Source organism: Duganella zoogloeoides, assembly GCF_034479515.1.
In the GTDB taxonomy this organism is placed as follows: domain Bacteria; phylum Pseudomonadota; class Gammaproteobacteria; order Burkholderiales; family Burkholderiaceae_D; genus Rugamonas; species Rugamonas zoogloeoides.
In genome coordinates, this window is the sequence record NZ_CP140152.1 from 316,181 (window position 1) to 339,447 (window position 23,267).

The 23,267-nt window shown below is 64.1% G+C and carries 18 protein-coding genes and 1 pseudogene; 11 read left to right on the forward strand and 8 right to left on the reverse strand.

All coding sequences use genetic code 11. The features are described 5' to 3' along the window. The first annotated feature begins 54 nt into the window (after nucleotides 1-54). On the forward strand, nucleotides 55-1,275 hold the full coding sequence (locus tag SR858_RS01455; RefSeq protein ID WP_019923831.1) for an aminotransferase class I/II-fold pyridoxal phosphate-dependent enzyme: 1,221 nt from the start codon (nucleotides 55-57) through the stop codon (nucleotides 1,273-1,275). On the opposite strand, the gene SR858_RS01460 is transcribed toward SR858_RS01455, so the two are convergent. From SR858_RS01460 to SR858_RS01470, 3 genes are all read right to left on the reverse strand, one after another. Next, nucleotides 1,272-2,270, reverse strand: coding sequence for a response regulator (locus tag SR858_RS01460; RefSeq protein WP_019923832.1), 999 nt, complete (start codon nucleotides 2,268-2,270; stop codon nucleotides 1,272-1,274). The two genes, SR858_RS01455 and SR858_RS01460, sit on opposite strands and share 4 nt — an antisense overlap. Beyond that, the gene (locus SR858_RS01465) at nucleotides 2,270-5,632 is read right to left on the reverse strand and encodes an MHYT domain-containing protein (RefSeq protein ID WP_019923833.1); all 3,363 of its coding nucleotides are present in this window, start codon (nucleotides 5,630-5,632) and stop codon (nucleotides 2,270-2,272) included. The genes SR858_RS01460 and SR858_RS01465 overlap by 1 nt, the downstream gene beginning before the upstream one ends. 257 nt (nucleotides 5,633-5,889) lie before the next feature. After that, nucleotides 5,890-6,336, reverse strand: a complete 447-nt coding sequence (locus tag SR858_RS01470) for a hypothetical protein (RefSeq protein ID WP_019923834.1) — start codon at nucleotides 6,334-6,336, stop codon at nucleotides 5,890-5,892. 111 nt (nucleotides 6,337-6,447) lie between these two features. Here SR858_RS01470 and SR858_RS01475 point away from each other — a divergent pair, with 111 nt between their 5' ends. Further along, nucleotides 6,448-7,752 (forward strand): BNR repeat-containing protein, encoded by a 1,305-nt coding sequence (locus SR858_RS01475; protein WP_322534293.1) that lies wholly within the window; start codon nucleotides 6,448-6,450, stop codon nucleotides 7,750-7,752. Nucleotide 7,753: 1 nt separating this feature from the next. Here SR858_RS01475 and SR858_RS01480 read toward each other — a convergent pair whose 3' ends face one another. The 3 genes from SR858_RS01480 to SR858_RS01490 form a co-directional block, all read right to left on the reverse strand. After that, entirely contained in the window at nucleotides 7,754-8,503 is a 750-nt protein-coding gene (locus SR858_RS01480; RefSeq protein WP_019923836.1) for a choice-of-anchor J domain-containing protein, read from the reverse strand. A 175-nt stretch (nucleotides 8,504-8,678) separates the two neighbouring features. Continuing rightward, the gene (locus SR858_RS01485) at nucleotides 8,679-9,185 is read right to left on the reverse strand and encodes a hypothetical protein (RefSeq protein ID WP_154820046.1); all 507 of its coding nucleotides are present in this window, start codon (nucleotides 9,183-9,185) and stop codon (nucleotides 8,679-8,681) included. Between the two features lie 103 nt (nucleotides 9,186-9,288). Then, on the reverse strand, nucleotides 9,289-9,852 hold the full coding sequence (locus SR858_RS01490; protein WP_019923838.1) for a hypothetical protein: 564 nt from the start codon (nucleotides 9,850-9,852) through the stop codon (nucleotides 9,289-9,291). Between the two features lie 549 nt (nucleotides 9,853-10,401). Between SR858_RS01490 and SR858_RS01495 the strand changes: the two are divergent. From SR858_RS01495 to SR858_RS01510, 4 genes and pseudogenes are all read left to right on the forward strand, one after another. Continuing rightward, nucleotides 10,402-10,928: pseudogene (locus SR858_RS01495) on the forward strand (IS66 family transposase); the annotation flags it as partial. A 160-nt stretch (nucleotides 10,929-11,088) separates the two neighbouring features. Continuing rightward, nucleotides 11,089-11,478, forward strand: coding sequence for a PadR family transcriptional regulator (locus tag SR858_RS01500; RefSeq protein ID WP_019923841.1), 390 nt, complete (start codon nucleotides 11,089-11,091; stop codon nucleotides 11,476-11,478). A 13-nt stretch (nucleotides 11,479-11,491) separates the two neighbouring features. Next, nucleotides 11,492-12,661 (forward strand): serine hydrolase domain-containing protein, encoded by a 1,170-nt coding sequence (locus SR858_RS01505; RefSeq protein ID WP_019923842.1) that lies wholly within the window; start codon nucleotides 11,492-11,494, stop codon nucleotides 12,659-12,661. A gap of 267 nt (nucleotides 12,662-12,928) precedes the next feature. Then, nucleotides 12,929-13,189: a hypothetical protein gene (locus SR858_RS01510; protein WP_154820048.1), complete on the forward strand. Its 261-nt coding sequence runs from the start codon at nucleotides 12,929-12,931 to the stop codon at nucleotides 13,187-13,189. A gap of 266 nt (nucleotides 13,190-13,455) precedes the next feature. Here SR858_RS01510 and SR858_RS01515 read toward each other — a convergent pair whose 3' ends face one another. Both SR858_RS01515 and SR858_RS01520 read right to left on the reverse strand, forming a co-directional pair. Continuing rightward, entirely contained in the window at nucleotides 13,456-16,134 is a 2,679-nt protein-coding gene (locus SR858_RS01515) for a bifunctional acetate--CoA ligase family protein/GNAT family N-acetyltransferase (protein ID WP_019923844.1), read from the reverse strand. 101 nt (nucleotides 16,135-16,235) lie between these two features. Beyond that, nucleotides 16,236-16,691, reverse strand: a complete 456-nt coding sequence (locus tag SR858_RS01520; RefSeq protein ID WP_019923845.1) for a fasciclin domain-containing protein — start codon at nucleotides 16,689-16,691, stop codon at nucleotides 16,236-16,238. Between the two features lie 217 nt (nucleotides 16,692-16,908). On the opposite strand from SR858_RS01520, the gene SR858_RS01525 reads away from it, so the two are divergent. From SR858_RS01525 to SR858_RS01545, 5 genes are all read left to right on the forward strand, one after another. Beyond that, nucleotides 16,909-17,589, forward strand: a complete 681-nt coding sequence (locus SR858_RS01525) for a DNA-binding protein (RefSeq protein WP_019923846.1) — start codon at nucleotides 16,909-16,911, stop codon at nucleotides 17,587-17,589. A 35-nt stretch (nucleotides 17,590-17,624) separates the two neighbouring features. Next, nucleotides 17,625-18,290, forward strand: a complete 666-nt coding sequence (locus SR858_RS01530; RefSeq protein WP_019923847.1) for a response regulator — start codon at nucleotides 17,625-17,627, stop codon at nucleotides 18,288-18,290. Next, a complete protein-coding gene (locus SR858_RS01535; protein ID WP_322534295.1) occupies nucleotides 18,280-19,692 on the forward strand; it encodes an ATP-binding protein in 1,413 nt (470 codons plus the stop codon). Before SR858_RS01530 ends, SR858_RS01535 begins: the two co-directional genes overlap by 11 nt. A 184-nt stretch (nucleotides 19,693-19,876) precedes the next feature. Further along, complete coding sequence (locus SR858_RS01540) at nucleotides 19,877-20,278, forward strand: YgiW/YdeI family stress tolerance OB fold protein (protein ID WP_026637634.1); 402 nt, start codon at nucleotides 19,877-19,879, stop codon at nucleotides 20,276-20,278. A gap of 264 nt (nucleotides 20,279-20,542) precedes the next feature. After that, on the forward strand, nucleotides 20,543-23,188 hold the full coding sequence (locus SR858_RS01545) for a TonB-dependent receptor (RefSeq protein ID WP_040378059.1): 2,646 nt from the start codon (nucleotides 20,543-20,545) through the stop codon (nucleotides 23,186-23,188). Nucleotides 23,189-23,267 lie beyond the last annotated feature (79 nt).

The window sequence follows — 23,267 nt, forward strand, 5'->3', positions numbered from 1 at the left end:
GCGGAGAGTCGCCCGGTTCTATGATGGTTTCACGCTCACTGAAACCCTCCGACCATGCATGATCTGACCGATATCGCCCACTGGCTGCAGCACCATCCGGTGCACCACGACTCCGCCGTCCACACCACGCTGCCCGATCCCACGTTTATCAGCGGCGGGCAGGAAGTGGTGTCCTTCAGCACCAACAACTACCTGGCGCTGGCCAACCACCCGCGGCTGGTGGCGGCGGCCAAGCGGGGCCTCGATCGCTACGGCGTGGGCAACTGCGAGTCGCGCCTGCTGGGCGGCGACCTGGAGGTGTACCGCGAGCTCGAAGCACGCCTGGGCGCCCTCAAGCACAAGAGCGACGCGGTGCTGTTCGTCACCGGCTACATGACCAATATCGGCGTGCTGTCGTCGATCGTCAAGGCGGCCACGCTGGCGCGCCTGCACGGCTTCCGCGCCAAGAAGCGCCACAAGTACGCGTACTACTCGGACGAGTACAACCACATCAGCATCCGCGAAGGGATCCAGATGTCGGGCGCGCTGCGTTACAACTACCGCCACTGCGACATGAACCATCTCGAATCGCTGCTGCAGGCGGGCGCGCAGGAAGGCACCACGCCGATCATCGTCAGCGACGGCGTGTTCAGCATGGAAGGCACGATTGCGCCGCTGCCCGACCTGGTGGCGCTGGCCGAACGCTTCGGCGCGCTGCTGTACATCGACGACGCCCACGCCACCGGCATCCTCGGCGCCAACGGCGGCGGCACCTCGGAGCACTTCGGCTGCTACAGCCAGAACATCATGCAGATGGGGACCCTGAGCAAGGCGCTCGGTTCGATCGGCGGCTTCGTGGCGGTGGAGCGTGACGTGGCCGACGTGATCCGCCTGACCAGCTCCGCCTACGGCTTCACCTGCCCGCCACCGCCGGACCAGGCGGCGGCGCTGCTGGCCGCACTCGATCTGCTGGAAGAGGAACCGGAGCGGCGCCAGCGCCTGTGGGACAACCAGCGCTACTTCATCGAGCAGATGGCGCCGCTGGGCTACACCATCATCTCGACCGCCACGCCGATCCTGCCGGTGCTGATCGGCGACGCCGAAACCTGCCAGCGCTACGCCATCGAGTTGCGGCGCGAAGGCATCCACGTCGATGCGATCCAGTTCCCGGCCGCGCCGGTGGGACAGGCGCGGTTGCGGTTCATGATGAACGCCGGCCACACCTTCCGCCAGATCGACCACGTCGTTGCCGTGATGGCGCGCCTGGCCGGGCGCCAGGTGCGGCTCGTGGCCTAAGAATGCTCTGCCCAGCGCTGCTTGATCTCAAGCAGCGCGGGCATCTGTTCAATAAAGAGATCGACCAGCCTTGGCTCGAAGTGCTTGCCGCGCTGCTGCTGCAGATATTCCACCGCCTGTTCCACGGGCCACGCCTGCTTGTAGGGCCGCGCCGACGTCAGCGCGTCGAACACGTCGGCGATTGCCACGATCCTTCCCACCAGCGCAATTTCCTCCCCCTTCAAACCATTTGGATAACCGCTGCCGTCCCATTTTTCGTGGTGCGTGACCGCCAGCAGGTGCGCCATGGCCAGCATGCCGCTCTCGTGGCGGCCGATGATGTCGCCGCCGATCGAGGCGTGCGACTGCATCACCTTCCATTCTTCGGCGTCGAGCGGCCCCGGTTTTTGCAGGATGCTGTCGGGGATGCCGATCTTGCCCACGTCGTGCATGGGCGCTGCGTGCAGCAGGTCGTCCGCTTCTTCTTCGCTCATGCCAAGGGCCAGGCCCAGGGTGCGCGCGTAGTGGCTCATGCGGATCACGTGCAGGCCGGTCTCGTTGTCCTTGTACTCGGCGGCCAGGCCCAGGCGCTGGACGATTTCCAGGCGCGTGCGTTTGAGTTCGTCCGCACGCACCAGCGACAGGTGGGTGCGGACGCGGGCGCGCACGATGGGCGGGCTGACCGGCTTGGTGATGTAATCCACGGCGCCGGTTTCGAAGCCCACCACTTCGTCGGTGGCGTCACCGAGGGCGGTGACGAAAATCACCGGGATGTCGTGGGTGGCCGGATCACGCTTGAGCAGGCGGCAGGTCTCGTAGCCGGTCATCCCCGGCATCATCACGTCAAGCAAAATCAGTTGCGGCGACTCCTGCACCGCCAGTTCCAGCGCGCGCTGGCCGTCCTTGGCAAACAGCAGCCGGTACTGGTCTTGCAGGATGTGGCGCAGCAATTGCAGGTTGCTCGCTTCATCGTCCACCGCCAGAATCAGCGGCAATTTTTTTTCACTCAAAGGCATCAGCTCTCCTTGGACAGGCTGTCCAGTATTGCTTCCAGCGTGGATGCCGCCAGCGGGAAGTCGAAATCGTCAAGGGCGCCATGCAGCGCCGCCAGGTGTTTGAGCACGGCGGCGGGGGCGCCGGCCAGGCTGGCGACCAGCGCCGCCAGTGCGGCGTCGTCCAGCGCGCCGCGCCGCAGCGGCGGTAGCAGCGCTTCGGCGCGGACGCGCGCGGCGGCCGGGTCGAAGGCGTGCGCCGGGGTGGCGGCGGCAGCGGCAGGCATGTCCGCACCCTGCCCGGCATCGTCGTCGTCGCGGGTACGGGCGTTGGCGGCGTCGCGGCGGGTGGTGATCGCCTGCATGGCGTGGATGGCGCCCAGCGCCGCTTCGAGCTGGCTGGCCAGTTGCCGCTGCTGCTGCGCCAGTTCGGCGTCGAGCGGCACGTCGGCGTCGCGCGGCGGCGCGCCGCACAGTTTTTCGATGTGGGCCAGCGTGGCCGCCAGTTGCTCCAGTCCCAGGTTGGCGGCCACGCCGCGCACGCGGTGGCACCAGGCTTGCGCGTCCGCCAGGCGCGAGGCGGTGGGCGCAGCCAGCAGCGTGGCCAGGGTGGCCGCGCCGTCGTTGTAGTCGGCGGCAAAGCGGCCCAGCGCGTGCTGGTACACGGCTTCCTTGCCGGCCCAGCGCTGCAGGCCGGCCTTGTGGTTGAGTACGCGCTGGCGCGCCGGCGTGTCCGCTTGCGTGCCGTGTTCCATCGGCGGCAGGCGCAGCACCTGCGCGATCTCGTGCGACAGCGCGAACCAGTCCACCGGCTTGGACGCGAAACCGTCCATGCCGGCATCGGTGGTGGCTTGCCGGTGCGCGGCCAGCACGCTGGCGGTCATGGCCACGATCGGTACCCTGGTCAGGGGCTGGCCCGACAGGCGCGCGCGTTCGCGCTCGCGGGTGCGGATGGCGCGGGTGGCGGCCAGGCCGTCCATCAGCGGCATCTGCACGTCCATCAGCACGATGTCGTACGTGTGGTCGCCGGTGAGTTGCACGGCGATGGCGCCGTCGCTGGCCGTTTGCAGGGTGTGGCCGCGCCGGGCCAGCATCAGCGACAGCAGTTCCAGGTTCTGCGGCACGTCGTCCACCGCCAGGAAGCGCAGCGGCGGCAGCGGATAGTCGCTGCGTTCCGCGCTCTGGCCGGGGCCGTCGTGGGCGCGTGCAGGTTCCAGCGGCAGCAGCACGGTGAAGGTGGCGCCTTCGCCGGGCACACTGGTGACGCTGATGGTGCCGCCCATGAGGGCGACCAGCTGGCGGCTGATGGTGGTGCCAAGGCCGGTGCCGCCGAAGCGCCGCGTCATCGACGCGTCGGCCTGGGTGAACGGATCGAAGATGGCGGCCTGGCGCTCGGGCGCGATGCCGATGCCGGTGTCCTGCACCGCGATCTGCAACTGGCCATGGCGCGCGCCGGCGCGCAGCGTGATCTTGCCGGCGCTGGTGAACTTGATCGCGTTGTCCAGCAGGTTGCCGAGGATTTGCCGCATGCGCAGCTCGTCGCCGTGCAGCCAGGTGGGCAGCGACGGGTCGTATTCGATGTCGATGGTCAGCCCCTTGGCGCGCGCGTTGCCCCCAAAAGTGGAGGCCAGTTCGTCGATCAGTCCGAGCAGGCTGTAATCGTCCGGTTCCAGTTCCACCGCGCCTTTATCGAGCTTGGCGGTGTCGAGCACTTCGTTGAGCAGCCGTAGCAGCGAGCGGCCTTCCTTGCGCACGGTGCCCAGGTGGCGGCGCTGGGCCGGATCGAGTTCGGTATCGAGCAGCACGTCCGTGAAGCCGAGGATGGCGTTCATCGGCGTGCGGATTTCGTGGCTCATATTGGCCAGGAAGCTGGCGCGCGCGGCGGCCGCCTGTTCGGCGGTCTCCTTGGCCTGGCGCAGTTCTTCTTCCATCTGGCGCCGCTCGGTGATGTCGAGGATCACGCCGTCGATCCAGACGATGGCCGGGTTGCTCTCGTCGCGGGTGACGGCGCCGTGCTCCCACATCGAGCGGATGCTGCCGTCGGCGTGGCGGATGCGGTACTCGACCTGGTAGGCGGACAGCCGTTCGACGCTGCGGCTGATCTCCGCTTCGACATACTCGCGGTCCTCGGGCAGCACCAGCGTGCCGAGGGTGCGGGTGCGCTGCGGGCCGACGAAATCGCCGGCGGGAAAACCGGCCAGGCGCTCCATGCCGTCGCTGACGAATACCGGCGGCGCGTCGTAGCCCATGCTGCTGCGGAACGAGATGCCGGGAATGTTGCGGATCAGGGAGCGGAACTGCTGCTCGTTGGCGCGCAGCGCCTGCATGATCGCGCGCCGCTCGCTGATGTCGGTAATGAACAGCACGAACAGGTCGCGGTGTTCCACCCGCGCGTGGCCGATGGCGCGCCGGATCGGCACCACACCGCCGTCCTTGCGCAGCGCGATCACTTCGTTGACCGTGTTGGCACCGGCGTTCGCGCCGGCATCGTCGCCCTGGCGCAGGAACTTGAGCAGGCCTTCGTGTTCGGACCGGTCGCCGTCGGTCATCAACAGGCGGATATTGCGGCCGATTATTTCGTCGCGGCGCCAGCCGAAGATGCGCTCGGCCGAGGCGTTGAATTCGTGGACCACGCCGTCGCGGTCCACCGTCACCACGCCGTCGATGGTGGTGGTGAGCAGGGCGCGCATCCAGCGCTCGCTCTCGCTCAACTGGCGGTACAGGTCGCGGTAGCGCAGCACGCCGTTGGCGGCCAGGACAAACACCGTGATGGCCACCGTGATGACCGTGATCGACAGCGCCAGGAAACCGGTGTTCCGGCCCACGCCATCGACAGCGATCGGCACGCCGGTAAAGCGCGCCGCTGCCATCCCGGTGTAGTGCATGCCGGCGATGGCGCAGCCCATCACGAATGCCGCGAGCACGCCGAGGAAACTGGGGCGCACATGCTGGCGCAGGCTGCGCACGCCGAAGCGGATCCAGATCGCCAGCGTGGCTAGGCCCACGGCCACCACGATCGATAGCGCGAACATGGCCGGATCGTATTGCAGGTACAGGTTGGTGCGCATGGCTGCCATGCCGGTGTAATGCATGGCGCCGATGCCGGCTCCGGTCAGCACGCCGCCGGTAAGCAGGGCGCCGGTGGTCAGCTCGCGCCGGCCGATGATGTTGAGCGCAACCCACGAGGCGCCCAGGCTGGGCAGCACCGACAGCATGGTCACGCCGGGATCGTACTCGACGATCGTGCACAGGTCGAAGGCGAGCATGCCGATGAAGTGCATGGCCCACACGCCGCAGCCCAGCGCCAGGCTGCCGGTGGCCAGCATGGTGGCGCGCAGGCCGCGCGTGGTGGCCGACTTGGCCTGGTCGACGACTTGCAATCCCATCCATGATGAGAAAATGGCAACCAGGATCGATAGCACAACCAGCGTGGGGGTATAAATGCCGTATTGGAGCAGCGAAGGATCGCTCGGCGGAGAGAACAATTGAAGCAGAGTGGCGGTAGTCATATGATAGTAGGTTGTGCGCCGATCTGGAGCAGAAACCTTATCACAAAAGGGCCGCTGCAAGACCTCCCGAGTGTTGCGCGGCGGCTCTGAATCTGGTGCTGAGACTACGCAATTGCTACTCGATGAGTAGCCAGTCAGTAGTCGAATTTCTTGCTTTTGGCGCCCCGTTTGGCAGCCAGTTCCAGCGCCCGCGCCTTTTCCTGCTCGGCCCGCCGCTGGCGTGCTTCGGCTGCCGCCTGCTGGCGGCGCGCATTGTGCTGGGCGATGCGCTGCTGGGTATGCATGCCGCGCTTGCTGTTTTCCAGCAGCGCCATTTTCTGGCGCATGGCCAGCGCCCAGATCATGAAGATGAGTATTAGCGCCAGCAGGTAGCACAGCTGCCACACGCCATAGTTCTGGCTGATAATGGGGAACAGCGGTGCGGCGCGTTCCAGCCACCCTTGTCCGAGTATGCCCAGCACCCCGGCAAACACGCCCAGCAACACGGTCTTGGTGATCATCCAGCGGGTTGCCTTGACGCGCTGTTCCCAGAATTGCAGGGGATCGGCATGCAGGGCGGGGTCGAAACTGTCGGTGCTCATGGGGTTGGGAAAGTGGGCGGCGTGGTCGGATACGCAGGTTGGATATTATGGCATATTTCCCGTGCAGAAATAAGAGTATCAGAGGAGACATGTTGCATGTATGGTATTGATTTGATTGATAAATATCTGCTGGCGGGCATATTGGCGGCCAGTGTTGTCACCGTTGCCACAGCGGCGCCCGTGGAGACGCTGGTCGGCCCGGGCTGGGCCAATAATTCCGTCAACGCCGTGGTGTTTCGCAAGAATTCGCTGGTGTCCGACCGCGACTACCAGTACGTCGGCTACTATGATGCTGAACGCTACCTGGTGCTGGGCAAGCGCAAGCTCGGTGACGCGCACTGGACCGTGCATCGCACCCAATACCAGGGCAACGCCGCCGACGCCCACAACGCCATCAGCCTGATGCTCGATGGCGCCGGTACCCTGCACGTAGCGTGGGACCACCACAACAACGCGCTGCGCTACGCGCGCGGCGTGCAGCCGGGGTCGCTTGAGCTAGGCCCCAGGCAGTCAATGGTGGGCCAGGACGAAGACACCGTTTCGTATCCCGAGTTTTACCGCCTGCCGGACGGCCGGCTGCTGTTCTTCTACCGCTTGGGCGGCTCGGGCCGGGGCGACCTGGTGATCAACCGTTACGACCCGGCCAGCGCCACCTGGACCCGGCTGCATACGAACCTGATCACGGGCGAGGGCAAGCGCAACGCCTATTGGCAGGCGTTTCTCGACCACCAGGGCACCTTGCATGTGTCGTGGGTATGGCGCGAATCGCCGGACGTGGCCAGCAACCACGACCTGGCCTATGCACGTTCGCGCGACGGCGGCGTCACGTGGGAGACGTCCACCGGCAAGTCGTATGCGCTGCCGATCAGCGCGGCCAGCGCCGAATACGCGCTGCGCATCCTGCAAAACAGCGAGTTGATCAACCAGACCTCGATGGCAGCCGATGCGGGCGGCCGGCCCTACATTGCCAGCTACTGGCGCGATGCCGGTTCGACGGTGCCGCAGTACCGCGTGGTGTACCGCGACGCCAAAGGCTGGCAGATGCGCAATCTTGGTTTCCGCCGGACGGCGTTCTCCCTGAGCGGGCAGGGCACCAAGCGCATACCGATCGCGCGGCCGCAAATCATGGTCAGCCTGGACGACAAGCGGCCTGGTGCGGTACTGGTGTTTCGCGACGAGGAGCGCGGCAGCAAGGTGTCGGTGGCGCGCACCACGGATATCGCGGACGGCAAATGGCAGATCAGCGACCTGACGGCAGCGTCGGTGGGTTCATGGGAACCGAGTTTCGACACGGAGTGGTGGCGCCGGAGCGGCGTGCTGAGCCTGTTTGTGCAGGACGTACAGCAAGTCGACGGAGAAGGCCAGGCCGCCGTAGCGGCCCAACCGGTGCGGGTGCTCGACTGGCACCCGCAGTAGCTTACGCTTGCTGTGACGCCGGGACAGCGCGCGACTTGCGTTTGCGCATCCAGCCAATCAGGCCCAGGCCGGCAGCCATCATCAGGTAGGTTTCCATTTCCGGCACCGCTGCCAGAGGGGTAGAGGTGATGTCGAGGCTGTCGATACCGATGTAGTTGCCGTTGTTGGCATCAATGCCAGCGTCGGACAGCACGTAACGCAGGGCGAACGCGCCGGTGGTGTCACCGGTCAGGCCACTCAGCGACACACTGTACTGGGTCCAGAATTCCGGGTACCCGCCTACGTTTTGCGCCGGGTTGATGGTCAGCAGCAAGGTGTCAAAGGTGCCCACGCTGGTTGCAGTGTTGCCGACATCGACACCGCCGACCGTGCTGAAACGAACTTCCAGGTTGTCCGGGAATGACGAGTTCACATCGGTGCGGGTGAAGAACGACAGCGTATCGCCGTTGCGGTACGTGGACGTCGGCAGGATCAGCCAGTCGCTGATGGTACCCGAGCCGAGAACCGCGTTGTAGTTGGACGAAACGTAAGAATCGGCCGAACCATCGTAGGCGCCGAATACGTCGGTGTTACCCGTAGTCCAGCTGGTGAAGCCGGTCGGAGCGCTGTTGTTGACAGTGGTCCAGCCCAGCGGAATGCCGTTGTCGAAGTTTTCGGTGAGCGCATCGGCCGAGGCGGCGCCAACTGCGCTGAACGACAGGGCTACGGCCATTGCCAACGGCATCAATGCGGATTTAAACGAAACAGCCATCTGAGACCTCCAATGTAAGTTGTGATTCGACTAATGCCGATGGTCAAAGTTTGTATACTGCTTGAAATCCAATGAGACTTAAAGCAACTTTTGTATCATTTTTATTGTATTTCAGACATTTTACACTTGGCGCACCTTACGCTGGAGCTCGGTTGAACAGCCTAACGGGCAGCGCTTAACGCTGCTGCGCCATAGAGCCGAGCGCGACTTTCAGGGTGTCGCTGTCGAGTCCGTTAAAGATGTTCGGATGCTGTGCAAACAACGTTGCTATCCGTTCCACAATGCCAGGGTTGTGTTGCTGCGCCACAACGGCGATTTCAGCAACCTGCGGCGGCGTGATGTCGGCGATTTGCTCTGTGGAAAGATGTGGATGGCCATTGTCGGTAAACAGCGTGCCAACGCTGCCGGCCAGCGCGGACAACATAGTCGGGCTGACATTGTCCAGCAGCAAGTTCAGCAATTCGGCGCGCAGGCCGCTGTCACTGCGGAAGAACAATTGGCTGACCATTTGCGCAAACGGCGGCGTGTCGTCGGACAGGAAGGCCCGGGCAATGCCCTGGGCGACCGACGATTGCGATTGCTCGCCGACGATATGCTTGAAAGCCTGCGCCACGCCGTCGGGATCGGCGGCGGTGACGTGGCCGGCATGTTGTTGCAATAAACTTCCCAGATCGAATCCCATGGCAGCTCCCGGAGGTAAAAAGTGCAGCATAGTTCGGGGTGGTGGGGCGGTCTGTTCGCAGTCGCACCATGCACTATGGATGGTCGGGGCCGCTGCCTTGCTGTTAGTCGGTCATGACGACGTCGCGCAGTTCCTTGCCGTCGAAATAGAGGATCCGGCACGACGCTTCGCCGAAGCACAGGCCGACCGCCTGCTGGGCGATATGCACTGTCTCGCACGAATTGCCGGGATGGCAGGCCGGCGGGTAGTCGCCTGGCTCGATCATCGACAGGCGCGGCGGGTTGGTGTCGCTGTCGTCATAGCGGAAGGTTTTCAGGATGCCGGCGTAGCCGCCGCCAGGCGTAAAAGAGACCATCACCGCGCCGGCCAGCTTCTGCTCGTCGCTGTACATCAGCTGGACCACATCGTCGGTGTCCGCTGCCTGGATATGCCCTCTGATACTGGGCAAAGGCATTGCCATCCAGCCGGCCGGCGTCGGCACGCCATGCTCGTTGGCGCAGGCTGCCAGCCGGTCCGCATCGGCCTGCGATTGCGGGGGCGTCTTCAGGTGAGCGGTGTCGCTGGTGGTGTCGGCGGCAAACGCGCTGTTTGCTGCCGGGACGGCAAACGTCAGCAGGCAAGCAGCAGCGATTTGCACCAGCCGGTGCGAGAGGTGGGAGGGGCGCATGGAAAGGTCCGGTTGTATGCGGGCGGGTTGCCGCAATTGCAACCCATGCTAGGCAGTCGGACGGGTGGCGTCAACAGATGGCTCATTACAGATTGGCAATGTTATTGCGACAGGATATCGATGTAGCGCTGGTAGCTGAACACCCGTTGCTTGCGTTGCGAGTTTTTGCCGGTTGGATTCGATAGTGAAGCGCGGTGTGGTGGGCAGCATTTCGAGCAGCCGGTAGGCTACCGATCGGGCCAAGGGTTCAACCAGCAAACGCCGCCGATCGCTCGTCACCAACGTGGCCAGCGCGATGATGCTGCCCTCAGCCTCGGTTGCTGCGCCGGTCAACGCATCAAGGAAAAAACCGACCCACGCTTCCCAGTCGCCTTGCGTACGCACTGCTGAGAGTAACCGGTAGTGCTCGCCCTGGTGTCGCTTGCGGTGTTAGCGTCTACCCAGCACCGTCTGGACTGTCTGACCACCACCATTGATGATCGAATTTTGGCACAGCAATTGTGCCCACAGATTCTGATCATGGACACAAATTTTCAACCGATCACTTTCCATGACCTGCACGCAGCGCGCGCAACGCCGCTGACCACCGAGGCGCTGCGCCGGATCGCCGAGCTCTATGTGGTCGAGAGCGAGATCCGGGGCAAACCACCCGACGAACGAAGGCAAGTTCGATAAACCCGCTCGCGCCCACTGCTCGACGATCTGGAGCGCTGGCTGCGCAGCACGCTCGATACTTTATCGCGCAAGTCCGACACGGTGGCAGCAACCCGCACGCGCTCAAGCGGTGGCCGGCGCTGCTGCGCTATTGCGACGACGGCGCCATCGAGATCGATAACTCCGCGGCCGAACGCGCCTTGCGTGGCGTGGCCATCGGCCGCCGCAATTATTTGTTCGCCGGCGCCGACAGCGGCGGCGAGCGCGCCGCCGCGATCTACTCGCTGCTCGGCACCGCCAAGCTGAACGGTGTCGACCCCGAAGCCTGGTTGCGTCACGTGCTGGCGCATATCGCCGATCATCCCGCCAACCGGGTTGATGATTTCTTGCCCTGGAACTGCAACCTGCCAGCAGCCCTTTGAGATCATCCCGCTTCCCGGCGGTGTGACGCCATCGTCCATCAAAACGCCCCTGCACAATACCGCGCTGGGCGGACGCTTACGTTGGAGTTGTGGCTCGTATGTTCTTGACAGTTTACAACTATACATGGCGAGATACCTTGCATTACAAGGTAATCTCATCATGCAAATTTCAGAATCGCAAATCACTGAGGCCCAGGAGAAATGGCAAATCCAGCTGCGCAAGGGTGCGCTGGAGCTGGTGATTCTGGCAGCCTTGCGCGAAAAACCGGTTTACGGTCTGGCTCTGCTACGGCACCTCCAGTGCTTCCCCACCACGGCAATCACAGAAGGCACCCTATATCCCTTGCTTGATCGCCTGAGGCGCGAGGAACTGGTGAGTGCCGAATGGATCCACGAAGAAGAGAACCGTCCCCGCAAGTACTACCAACTCACTAGTAAGGGCAGGCAGAAGCTGGCCGCTCTCACGCTGGCCTGGCGGCAATCGGTCGCCGATATCGACGCCCTGCTGGTCAAGTCACCCGACGACATGCATTCGAATCCAAGCCGCTGACATGAGTCCAACCATGCCCAACTGTACTTTCTTTGCCTCCACTCTGCGCTGCTGCGTGACATTTCTGTTCGTCTGCGGGGGGGGCTTCCACGCGCAGGCGCATTCGTCCGACGTGACGGCCTCACTCCGCAACTACTTCTCGCAATGCCATGCCGCGCGAGTTTGCAATGGCAGCGTTTTGGTCGCCCGCGCTGGCAAGGTGGTCTATGAGGACGCATTTGGGGATGTCGGCATCGATGGTCAAGGCACACTGAGCACCGCGCACGCCTTTGACATCGGTTCGGTCAGCAAGCAATTTACAGCCGCCGCCGTCCTGCGCCTGGTTGACCATGGAAAACTACGCCTAGACGACACCGTGGACCGCCACCTACCTGGTTTCCCTTATCCGCGCATGACGCTACGGCAGCTGTTGAACCACAGCGCAGGCGTACCGGATGCGATGGCCCACTACACTCAGCTGCTTCGCAGCGGCAAGGCAAACGCGCCGATGCTGGGCGAGGATGTGGTACAGGTGCTGGCGGCAACGGCGGCGGTCCCGAAGTCCGCGCCGGGCGAACGCTTCGAGTACAGCAACACCGGCTACCTGCTCTTAGCCCGGGTGGTTTCGCACGTCACCGGACTGTCGTTCGCTGACTTTCTGCAACGCGAGTTCTTTGGTCCGCTGCGCATGTCGAACACAGGCCTGCGAATGCCGGGCAACGAGGCGGGCATCGCAGCACGCGCCTACGGCTTCCGGGGCGCGGCCGATGGTCAGCGACGCCCCTATGACCAGATTCCAGGCTTCTACATGCAGGGCGCGGGCGGCATCTACTCCACGGTAGGCGACCTGCTGATCTGGTCGAGGGCGCTGCGCAGCGGGGTGGCAATGTCGGCAAACGCCTGGAGAGAAGCTACCACGCCCACCCGGCTACAGGACGGCAGCCTGGTTCCATATGGTTTCGGATTCGGCCTGCGCCCCTCGGCGCTGCAACAACCGCGCATCTCGCATGGCGGTCATTGGCGTGCCTTCAAGGCCGAGCTGAGCCATCTGCCAGCACAGGACATCGACATCGTTATTCTCAGTAACAATGGCGAGGACAAGGGTGTTGACGCCGCAAGCAGGGCGGTCGAAGCCATCCTCGCCAGCCAAGCCTATGAACCTGTGCAAAAGCCCGGAAGCAAAGCTTTATCCGGAAACAAGTAAGCAGCCTGCTGCCGGTATCCACAAAAAAGACACGGAGAACTTCGCCATGAACACACAACAACGACTTGAGCACTACGGCCAACAGTTGGCTGGCTATCTCACCGCCTTGGACCCAGCAGATGCAGCTGAGGTGATCCGCGAGATCCAGAGCCATGTACTCGATGTGCTTGAGCAAGCCGAGCAGATTGGCCAGCACACTGACTTGGAGGGCATTCTGGCCGGCTTTGGCGAGCAAGGCTTATCTCGTCCCGAGGGACGAGATTCTTCATGGGCCGCTTGTGTCCGGGATTGCAGGCGCTCAAGCTCGCGTGTGCTTCCCGTCGCGCGAAGGCCAGATTTTCTTGCTTCCGCACGCACGAAGGGCCTCAGCAATTCAAACTCGGTGATACCGTCTCCTTTACCGACAAGCATTTGCGCGAACGCGTCGGCACCATCGTGCGGATGAACACCAGAACCTACTCGCTGCTCTGCGAGGATGAACAATGGCGCATGCCGCCGGCACTCGTGCGGAAAATCATCGATTTATAACGTGCTGCTCGTTCGCTGCCGCGCGAATGGCAGGCGGAGGAAATGTCAGAGTGGTACAGGCGTCACGCTTACCTTCGCGGCGGATGGTGCTGTACAGCAGCCAGTCCACGAAGGGAACCAAGCCGGTCGCAACCGAGAGTCGGGTCAGTGCCCGGCAGCGCGAATATACATGAGCAGTCGAACCTAAAAGCCAAAGACGGAGTGCACCTGTAATAGTGCCGTCTTGGTCGCGGCGCCCGGCGATGAGCGCCAGGCGCTCTGCAACCTTATAGCGCCTTGGAGCACAGGCGGAAATCGGGATCCTCCTCGTACGGCCGGATCTGGAATCCCAAACTGGCCATCAATTTCAGCATGCCGCTGTTCTTGACCAGTACCAGGCCGTTAAGCTCTTTCAATCCCTTATCGCGCGCTACGTCCATGATTGCCAGCATCAGTCGCGTGCCCAGGCCCTGGCCGCTGAAACGGTCGTCCACCACCAGCGAGAATTCGCCGCTGCTGTCGTCCGGGTTGGCGATGTAGCGCGATACGCCCAGTATCCGTTCGGCTTCGACGAAACCGCCATCGGCGCCCGGCGTGCGCAGGGTTTGCACGGCGACCAGCGCCATTTCGCGGTCGTAGTCGATCAGCGTGTACTTGGCCAGCATCGGCACCGACAGCTCGCGCAGCGACGAGGCGAAGCGGTAGTAGCGCGACTTTTCCGACAGGCCGCGCACGAACTCCTGCAGCATGAAGGCGTCGTCCGGCTGCACCGGCCGCAGCGTGTACAAGCCGCTGCCGCGCAGCGGCCATTGCTGGGTGTAGGCGGCCGGGTAGGGCAGGATGGCCAGGTGGTCGTACTTGTGGGCCGACGGCGGCGCGGCGTCGATGACGATGCGCGCATCGACCGCCAGCGCGCCGTATTCGTCGACGATGAGCGGGTTGATGTCCACTTCGCGCAGCTGCGGCAGCTCGCACACCATTTCCGATACGCGCAGCAGGATATGTTCGATTGCCTCGCGCTGGGCCGGCGGCGCGCCGCGCCATTCGCCCAGCGTGTCGGCAGCGCGCACGCGGCCGATCAGGCGCTGCGCCAGGAACTGGTTCAGGGGCGGCAGCTCGGTGGCGCGGTCGGCGATCAGTTCGATCATGGTGCCGCCGGCGCCAAAGCTGATCGCGGGTCCGAACAGGCGGTCGGTGGAGACGCCGATGAACAGTTCGCGGCCATAGCGCTTGCCGGCCATTTTCTGCAAGGTCACGCCGTTGATGGTGGCGTCGGGCCGCAGGCGGCGCACGGTGGCCAGCATGTCGTCGTAGGTGTCGCGCACGCCGGCGGCGGTCAGCACGTTGAGCGCCACGCCCTGCACGTCGGACTTGTGGCTGATGTCGGGCGAGTCGATCTTCATCGCCACCGGGTAGCCGAGCTGGCTGGCGATCAGCACCGCTTCGGTGGCGCTGCGCGCCAGCATGGTGGCCGTGATCGGGATGTGGAATGCGGCCAGCAAGGCTTTCGATTCCATTTCGGTCAGCACCTTGCGCCGTTCGGCCAGCACGCTTTCGATGAGCAGGCGCGCACCGTCCAGGTCCGGGTCCGCCAGTTGCGACAGCGGTGGCGGGGTTTGATGCAGCAGTTGCTGGTTCTGGTAGAACGACGCGATGTTGGAAAAACCATCGACCGCCGCCTCGGGCGTGCGGAACGTGGCCAGGCCGGCCGTGTTGATCACCTGGCGCGCTTCGATCACCTGGCTGTCGCCCATCCAGCACGTAAGCAGCGGCTTGCCAAGACCGGCGTTGAGGGCGCTGACGGCGCGCGCCACGCCGGCCGGATCGCCACCGAGCTTGGGCGAATAAATGACCAGGATGCCGTCCACCTGGCTGTCGCGCGCGCAGGCCAGCACTGCTTCGCGGTAGGCGTCGGCGCTGGCGTCTTCGCCCAGGTCGAGCAGGTTCGACAGCGTGGCGTGCTCCGGCACCAGCGGCCGCAGCGCATCGACGCTGGTGGTGGACAGGTGCGCCAGTTGCAGGCCCAGTTCGTGGATCCAGTCGGCCGCCAGCACGCCGGGGCCGCCGCCGTTGGTGACCACGGCCAGCCGTGGCCCCACCGGGCGGTAACGCGACGCCAGGCACTTGGCGGCCGAGAACAGCTGGACGAACGATTTCACCCGTACCGCGCCGGTGCGGCGCAGCGCCGCATCGAACACCACGTCGCTGAGCACCATCGCACCGGAGTGGGTCAATGCCGCCTGCGAAGCGGCGGTGGCGTTACCGGCCTTGAGCACAATCACCGGCTTGGTATTGGCCGCGCCACGCAGCGCCGACAGGAAGCGGCGCGCGTTGGTCAGCCCCTCCATGCAGATCACGATGCTGTGGGTGGCCGGATCGGTGGCGAGAAAATCGAGCGTTTGCGCCAGGTCCACCGCCGTATTGGGACCGAGCGATACGACCGCAGACAACCCCACGGCGTTCTTGTCGGCCCAGTCGAGAATGGCGGTGGTGAGCGCGCCCGATTGCGAGATCAGCGCCAGGCTGCCGGGGCGGGCCAAGGGGCCGGCCACGCTGGCGTTCAGGTGCAGGCGCGGGCGCTGGTAGCCGAGGCAGTTGGGACCGAGCAGGTGGATCTCGTGGCGCTTGGCGATGGCAACGAGCGCCGTAGCCAGCGCCGGATCGACGCTCGACGACAGGATCAGCGCCGCGCGGCACTGGATGCGGCCGGCCACCTCGAGCGCAAACGCCAGCTGGTCGTGCGGCAGCGCGATCACGGCCAGGTCGGCGCGCGACTGCGCCAGGTCGGCCAGGGTGCCCGTCATGCCGATGTCGAGATAGCTGACCGGGCCGGTGAAGCCGCCTTGTTCCAGCTGCGCGCGGATGCTGCGGCCGTACGTGGTCTGGCTGTCCGGCTGGTCATCGCGGCCGGCAAAGACGACGATGGACCTGGGGGCGAACAGCGGGGTGAGGTAGTGGTTATCCATGCGGCGATGATAGCGCAAAAGCCCATAAAAAACGCCACCCTGTGGGGTGGCGAAATCGCTGCGGAGAGGAACTCGCCGGGTACCCCGGCACTACCAGGGAATTATTTTGGCATCAACACGGTGTCGATCACGTGGATCACGCCGTTGTCGGCCGCGATGTCGGTCTTGGTTACGTGGGCCTTGTCGACCATCACCTTGTCGCCCTTGACGGCCACCTTGACCGAGGCGCCTTCGACGGTCTTGACGTCGCCGGACTTCACATCGGCTGCCATCACCTTGCCCGGCACCACGTGGTAGGTCAGCACCTTGGTCAGGGCAGCCTTGTCTTTCAGCAGTGCGTCCAGTTTCGCTTTAGGGATCTTGGCGAATGCCGCGTCGGTTGGCGCGAACACGGTGAACGGGCCCGGACCTTTCAGGGTGCTTTCCAGTCCTGCCGCCTGCACCGCCGTGACCAGGGTGTTGAAGGAACCGGCCGCTTTTGCGGTATCGACGATGTCTGCTGCCTGGGCGGCGCCGAATGCCATGGTGAACGCTGCTGCCATCAAATATTTCTTCATTTTCCTGCTCCTTGGAGTGGTGGTTGAACCGGTCTTTGAACCGGCATGTGTGTCAATTTATCCATCAAACTGCGTCATGTATACCGTGTTCTGGTCGATAGCATGTATATATCGGTTCAAAGTCGGTTCGACAACTGTTGCAAACTCATCCTATTGCCAATGGGAAAAATGGGTCTTTTCGTTTATATTGGCCGTCTCACCTTATTCGGAGCAAGTCATGGCAAGTGCAGGCATCACCTTCGACGCGGTCGCGGCAGCGGCCGCCGGTTTGCAGGGCAACGGTCAGCCGGTCACCATCGAGACCGTCAGCGCCGCGCTGGGCGAGCCGGCGTCGATCGGCCTGCACAAGCACCTGGCGGCATGGCGCAGTGCGCAAGCGCAATCGGCGCCGGTGCCGGCGCCGGAAATGCCGGCCGAGCTGGTGGCCGCGCTGGCCGGTTGGGCCAGGCAATACGCGGACGAGGCGGGCGCCGCCAACCGCGCCGGGCTGGAACAGACCGGCGGCGACCTCGACGCCTTGCTCGACGCCAGCGCCCAGCTCGAAGCCGAGCGCGACACCGTCACCGCCGCCCGCGACGAGGCGCTGGAAATCCTGGCCGAGCGTGACGAACAGATCGAACGCCTGCAGGCCGAACTGCGCAACGCGCGCCAGATCGCCACCGACGCCCTGGTAGGTAAAGCCAAGGACCACCTGGCCATCGAAGGCAAGGACAGCCAGCTGGCCGACCTGCGCGCGCAGCTCGAGCGCAACGTGGCCGCTGCCGCCGCCGATTCCGACCGCCGTCTGGTAGCCGAAATGGAACTGGTGGGCGCGATCACCGCGCGCGACAACTTTGCTGCCGAGATCCAGGAATTGCGCGCACGCCTCGATGCCCGCCAGGTGCGCGGCATAGGTTAAGACTCCCTTCATCTTCGATCCTCACACTCGCTTCCATGCGCATCCTGTTAGTCGAAGACGACATCTCCCTTGGCGAAACCATCCTGGCCTGGCTGCGGCTCGACCAGCACGCGGTCGACTGGGTGCGCCGGGGCGACTCGGCGCAGACTGCGCTCATGACGCACCGCTACGATTGCGTGCTGCTCGACCGCGGCCTGCCCGGCATGACCGGCGACGCCCTGCTGGCGGAGCTGCGCGGAGCCGGCAACCGCGTGCCGGTGATCCTGATCACCGCCTTCAACGCCCTGGCCGACCGCGTCGAGGGACTGGACCTGGGCGCCGACGACTACCTGGTCAAACCGTTCGAACTCGAGGAAATGTCGGCCCGCATCCGGGCCGCCGTGCGGCGCGGCGCCGACCAGGTCAGCAACGCGCTGGTGCACGACGACCTCACCCTGAACCTGGACACCAGGCAAGCCAGCCTGGCCGGCCAGCCGGTGGCGCTCACCGCGCGCGAATACAACGTGCTGTACGCGCTGATGCTGCGCAAAAACAGCATCGTCTCGCGCGCCCAGATCGAGGAAACCCTGTACGGCTGGGGCGACGAGGTGGAGAGCAACGCCATCGAGGTCTATATCCACAACCTGCGCAAAAAGCTCGGCGGCGAGCGCATCGTCACCGTGCGCGGCCTCGGCTACCGGCTCAAGCACGATGGCGACTGAACCGCCGGCCGGCGCTCCGGCGCCAGCACCAATGCCACCGCAGCCACCGCAGCGTCCTTGGTCGCTGCGCCGGCGCCTGCTGGCCGCCATCGTCGCTGCCAGCACCGTGCTGTGGCTGGCCAGCCTGGGCATCGTCACGTATATCGCCTGGCACGAAACCAACGACGTGTTCGACGATGCGCTCGAGGAATCGGGCTATATGCTGATGGCCGCCACCACCGACTGGAACGAGCGCGGCCTGCTGTCGCGCGCGCGTGCAGGCGGCACCAGCGAGCGCAAGGTCGATATGCAATACCAGATCGTGGTCGATGGCCGCGTCCTGCAACGCACCAGCGGCGCGCCGGCCACGCCGTTCGTGGCCGGCTTCGACGACGACCACGGCTTTGCCGACCCGCGCGTGGGCAAGCAGCGCTGGCGCGTATTCGTGGTGCGCGACGAAGAGCGCCACTTCGAGGTACAGGTGGGACAATTGCACAAGAAACGGCTCGACATCCTGGAAGAACTGGCCGAACACCTGTGGCTGCCCGTCGCCGGCTTTTTGGCCGTGCTGGCGCTGGTGTGCTGGCTGCTGATCCACCGCGTGCTCAAACCGTTGCGCCAGACCGCTTCCGCTATTGCCGCCAAGACGCCGCACGACCTGGCGCTGGTGGCAACCGCTGGCCAGCCGCGCGAACTGCTACCCATCGTGCAGGCGCTCAACGGCGTGCTGGGCCGGCTCGATGCCGCCTTGCAGGCCGAGCGCCGCTTTACCGCTGACGCCGCGCACGAACTGCGCACGCCGCTGGCCGGCCTGCACATGCACGTGCAGCTGTTGCAGCGCCAGCACCCGGATGCCGCGCTGGCGGCGCCGTTCAAAAAGCTGCGCGACGACATTTCCCGAGTGACGGCGCTGGTAGACAGCCTGCTGGCGCTGGCGCGGCTCGACCCGGTCACGCACGAACTACTGGCGACCGAGGCAGTCCCGCTGGCGCCGCTGTGCGAACAACTGCGCGCCACGCTGGCCGATTCCGCCGCCCGGCGTGGCCTCTCGCTGGTGCTGCGCTGCGCCGACGCGGTGGCGCAGGCCAATCCGGCCATGCTGCAAATCGCCGTGCGCAATGTGCTCGATAACGCGGTGCGCTATTGCCCCGACGGCGCCCGCATCGAGCTCGATGCCGTACAGGCGGCCGGGCGTATCGTCATCACGGTGCGCGATAACGGTCCCGGCGTGGATGCGGCGAGCCGCCAGCGCCTGTCCGAGCGGTTCTTCCGCGTGCTCGGACACGCAGCAGGGCAGGGCGGCAGCGGGCTCGGACTGTCGATCGTGCAGCGCATCGTCGAGCTGCATGGCGGCACGCTGGGCTTCGGAGCCGGCCTGGATGGACGTGGCCTCGGGGTGACGTTCGATGTGCCGGCGCATTAAAGGAACCCCGAAAAACCTACTGCGCGGTCCGCTATCGCCGTTCCGTTGCTCAGCGTACCTCCGTACGCTTCCGCTACTCGCGACGATAACGAACCGCTCGCTACGGTTTTTCGAGGTTTCGTTAAGATACGGTTAATGTCCAGTCGGTGTAATACGTCCAAGCCCACCACGAAAGGACCACACCATGAAACGCTTGATTCAAGTTACCTGCCTGACCGCACTGCTCGCCGGTTCGACCTTCGCCATCGCCCAGTCCGGCGGTTATACCGGCCCGACGTCCAAGCCTGCCGCTACCGGCTACACCGGTCCATCCAGCGTAGCGATGACCACCGCCAAGGAATTGCTGGCCAACGGCAAGGACGACCAGTACGCCAAGCTCAAGGGCAAACTGACCAGCCACAAGGGCGGCGAAGACTACGAGTTCACCGACGCCAGCGGCAAGATCACGGTGGAAATCGACGCCAAACATTTCCCGCAAGGCGTCAATATCGATCAGAATACGATCATTGAATTGACTGGTGAATTTGACAAGGAAACCTTTGGCGAATCGACCTTCGACGTCAAGCAGGTCAAAGTTGCCCAGTAATCGCAAGGAATTCTGACGAAATTTGTCTCATTTTGACATCAAAAACCGGGGCGCCCGTGCGTTCCGGTTTTTTTTCGCACCCCGCAAAGGCCCGGCTTTGCACGAAAACAGTGCGAAAGACCCTATTGACATAGTAGTTTCGGTATCGGAACGCGCAAAAAATTGATTGGTTGAGAAAATGCGCGCTCTCTAAGATGGCACCGGTTGCATTGGGTCATCGGTCCAGTGCACCAACAAAAAAATAGAACACTGGAGAGAGATATCATGAGCGCACACCCAACCGGGCGGCACGCAGCGTCCCCACGCATGCAAATCAAACTGACCGTCGCCATCCTGGCCGGCGCCGGCATCCTGAGCAGCGCATCGGTCTGGGCGCAGAACGCCCAGGCCGTCGCCGAGCAAGAAGCTGCCGCACCGGTGAGCGCGGTGACCTCGGTCACCGTCACCGGCGTGCGCCGCGCGGCCCAGAGTGCCCAGAACATCAAGAAAAACGCCGACGACGTGATCGACTCCATCGTCGCCGAAGAAGCCGGTAAATTCCCCGACAAAAACGTCGCCGAAATTCTTGGCCGCGTCACCGGTGTGCAAATCCGCCGCGAAGGCGGCGAGGCCAGCTCCGTGATCATCCGCGGCTTGCCCGGCCTGACCACCCTGCTCAACGGCCGCGAAGTCTATACGTCCGGCGGCCGCAACCTGTACCTGGCCGACATTCCCACCACCATGCTCTCACGCATCGACGTCTACAAGACGCAAAGCGCCGAGATGGTGGAGGGCGGCACCGCCGGCGTGGTCGATGTACGCACTGCGCGCCCGTTCGACTTCGCCGGCTTCTCGGGCAACCTGGCCACGCGCGTGGAAGACCGCGACAAATCGAACACCCGCGACCCGCAAGTGTCGGGCATGGTCTCGAACCGCTGGAAAACCGCGTACGGCGACTTCGGCGCGCTGTTCGGCCTGTCGTACCAGCTGGGGCGCTATCACGACGAAGCGACCTGGAGTTCTCCACCGTCGAATACCGTCACCAGCGACCCGACTATCACCGCGCCGTTCGACATGGGCCACACCAATAGCCGTGGCGAGCGTACCCGCTATGCCGGCAACTGGGCCTTCCAGTGGCGGCCGTCGAATACCGTCGAGCTGTATGCTGAAGGATGGTCCACCCGCATCGACCACGACATGGAACGCCAGTTCATGATCAGCGGCTTGGGCTGGAATGCCAACAGCAAGTACACGCTGTTCCCCGGCACCAGGCAGGTCGATACCGTGACCTCGACCGGCAACCTGAACGCGCTGAGCTCGAACCAGACGCCGCAGGACGATTCGGAAACCCACCAGGCCGCCATTGGCGGACGCTGGAACGTGTCGCCGTCGCTGAAAGTGACCAGTGAGTTCGTCCGCACTTACAGCAAGTGGCAACAGGAAATGCCGATCATGGAAATGTCGGCCCATCCGACCACCGTCACGGCCAGTACCTATAAAAACGGCGGCGCCTACTACGACTACCCCGGCTACAACATGATGGACCCGAGCAACTACACGCTCGGCGCCTTTATCGACAACTGGTCGAGCACGCGCGGCAGCTCGAACGACTGGCGCGGCGACGTCACCTGGAATGCCGGCGAAGAACACTTCTTCCGCGAATTCTCGGGCGGCGTGCGCCTGGCCAAGCGCAAGGCGTCTTACCAGCACGAGAGCGCCAACTTCCTGGGCGTACCGGAAACAGGCTTGCCGGCCGTCACATCCCTGCCGGGCCTGACCTGCCCGTCAATGCCGCTTGCCAACGATTACGGCATGAACCGCTGGCTGGTGATCTGCGAGCAGTACCAGCACGCCAATCTCGACGCCTGGCGCAAGATGTACGGCCGCGACGGCAAGACCGCGCCTGATCCGTACTCGCTCTACAATAACAGCGAAGACACCACCGCCTTCTACGGCAAGACCCGCTTCGGCTTCGACGCGGGCAAGGTGCCGATCGAAGGCACGCTCGGTGTGCGCGTGGTGAAGACCGAGCTGGACGTGAAGGGCTTCAGCAGAAACCTCCGCGACGAGCCGGTGCCTGTGCACCGTAACGTGTCGGACACCGATGTTCTGCCCAACCTGACCCTCAAAGCCAGCCTGACCGACAAGCTGATCGCTCGCTTCAACGCTGGCAAGGCGATCCAGCGTCCGGCCTTTGGCGACTTCAACCCCGGTGTGTCGCTCGGCGCGACGCCTGACGGACTGGGCATCTACGGTGGTAGCGGCGGCAATCCGGACCTCAAACCGGTAACCGGCAAGAACGCCGACCTCGCACTGGAATGGTACTTCGCGCCAACCGGCAGCCTGACCGCCACCGTGTTCAAGCACAAGTTCGAGAACTACATCATCCGTTCGCTGGCGCTGGAAACCATCGACGGCAAGCAGTACCGCATGGACCGCCCGCGCAACGTCAACAAGGGTCAACTGGAAGGCGTGGAATTCGGCTACCGCCAGTTCTTCGATTTTCTGCCGGGCTGGCTGGGCGGCTTCGGCATGGAAGCGAACTACACGTACCTGAAAGGCCACCTGGTCGATGGCGGCAAGGAAGTGCCGTTCGCCGGCCTGTCGAAAAACTCGTACAACATCGTCGGCCTGTATGAGCGCGGACCGTTGTCGGCGCGCCTGGCTTATAACTGGCGCAGCAAGTTTGTCGATACGTTCAACTACCGCACTCTGGCCGCGCCGGTTGGTCCGCTGGACCTGGTGGTCGATCCGATCAAGACCGCCGACGCATCGATCTCGTACCGAGTCACCGACAACCTGGGCTTCACCCTGGACGTGGAAAACCTGCTTGATCGTACCTACCACGACTACCACGGCATCGCCAGCAACCCGCGCGACATCCGCCGCTATGACCGCGTCGTAGGTCTGACGATGCGCCTGAAGTTCTAAACAGGCATCAGCTTCAAACCAGCGCACTGTGCGGCCTCCAGCCCACAGTGCGTTTTAATTTGCTTGCCACTCATCCACT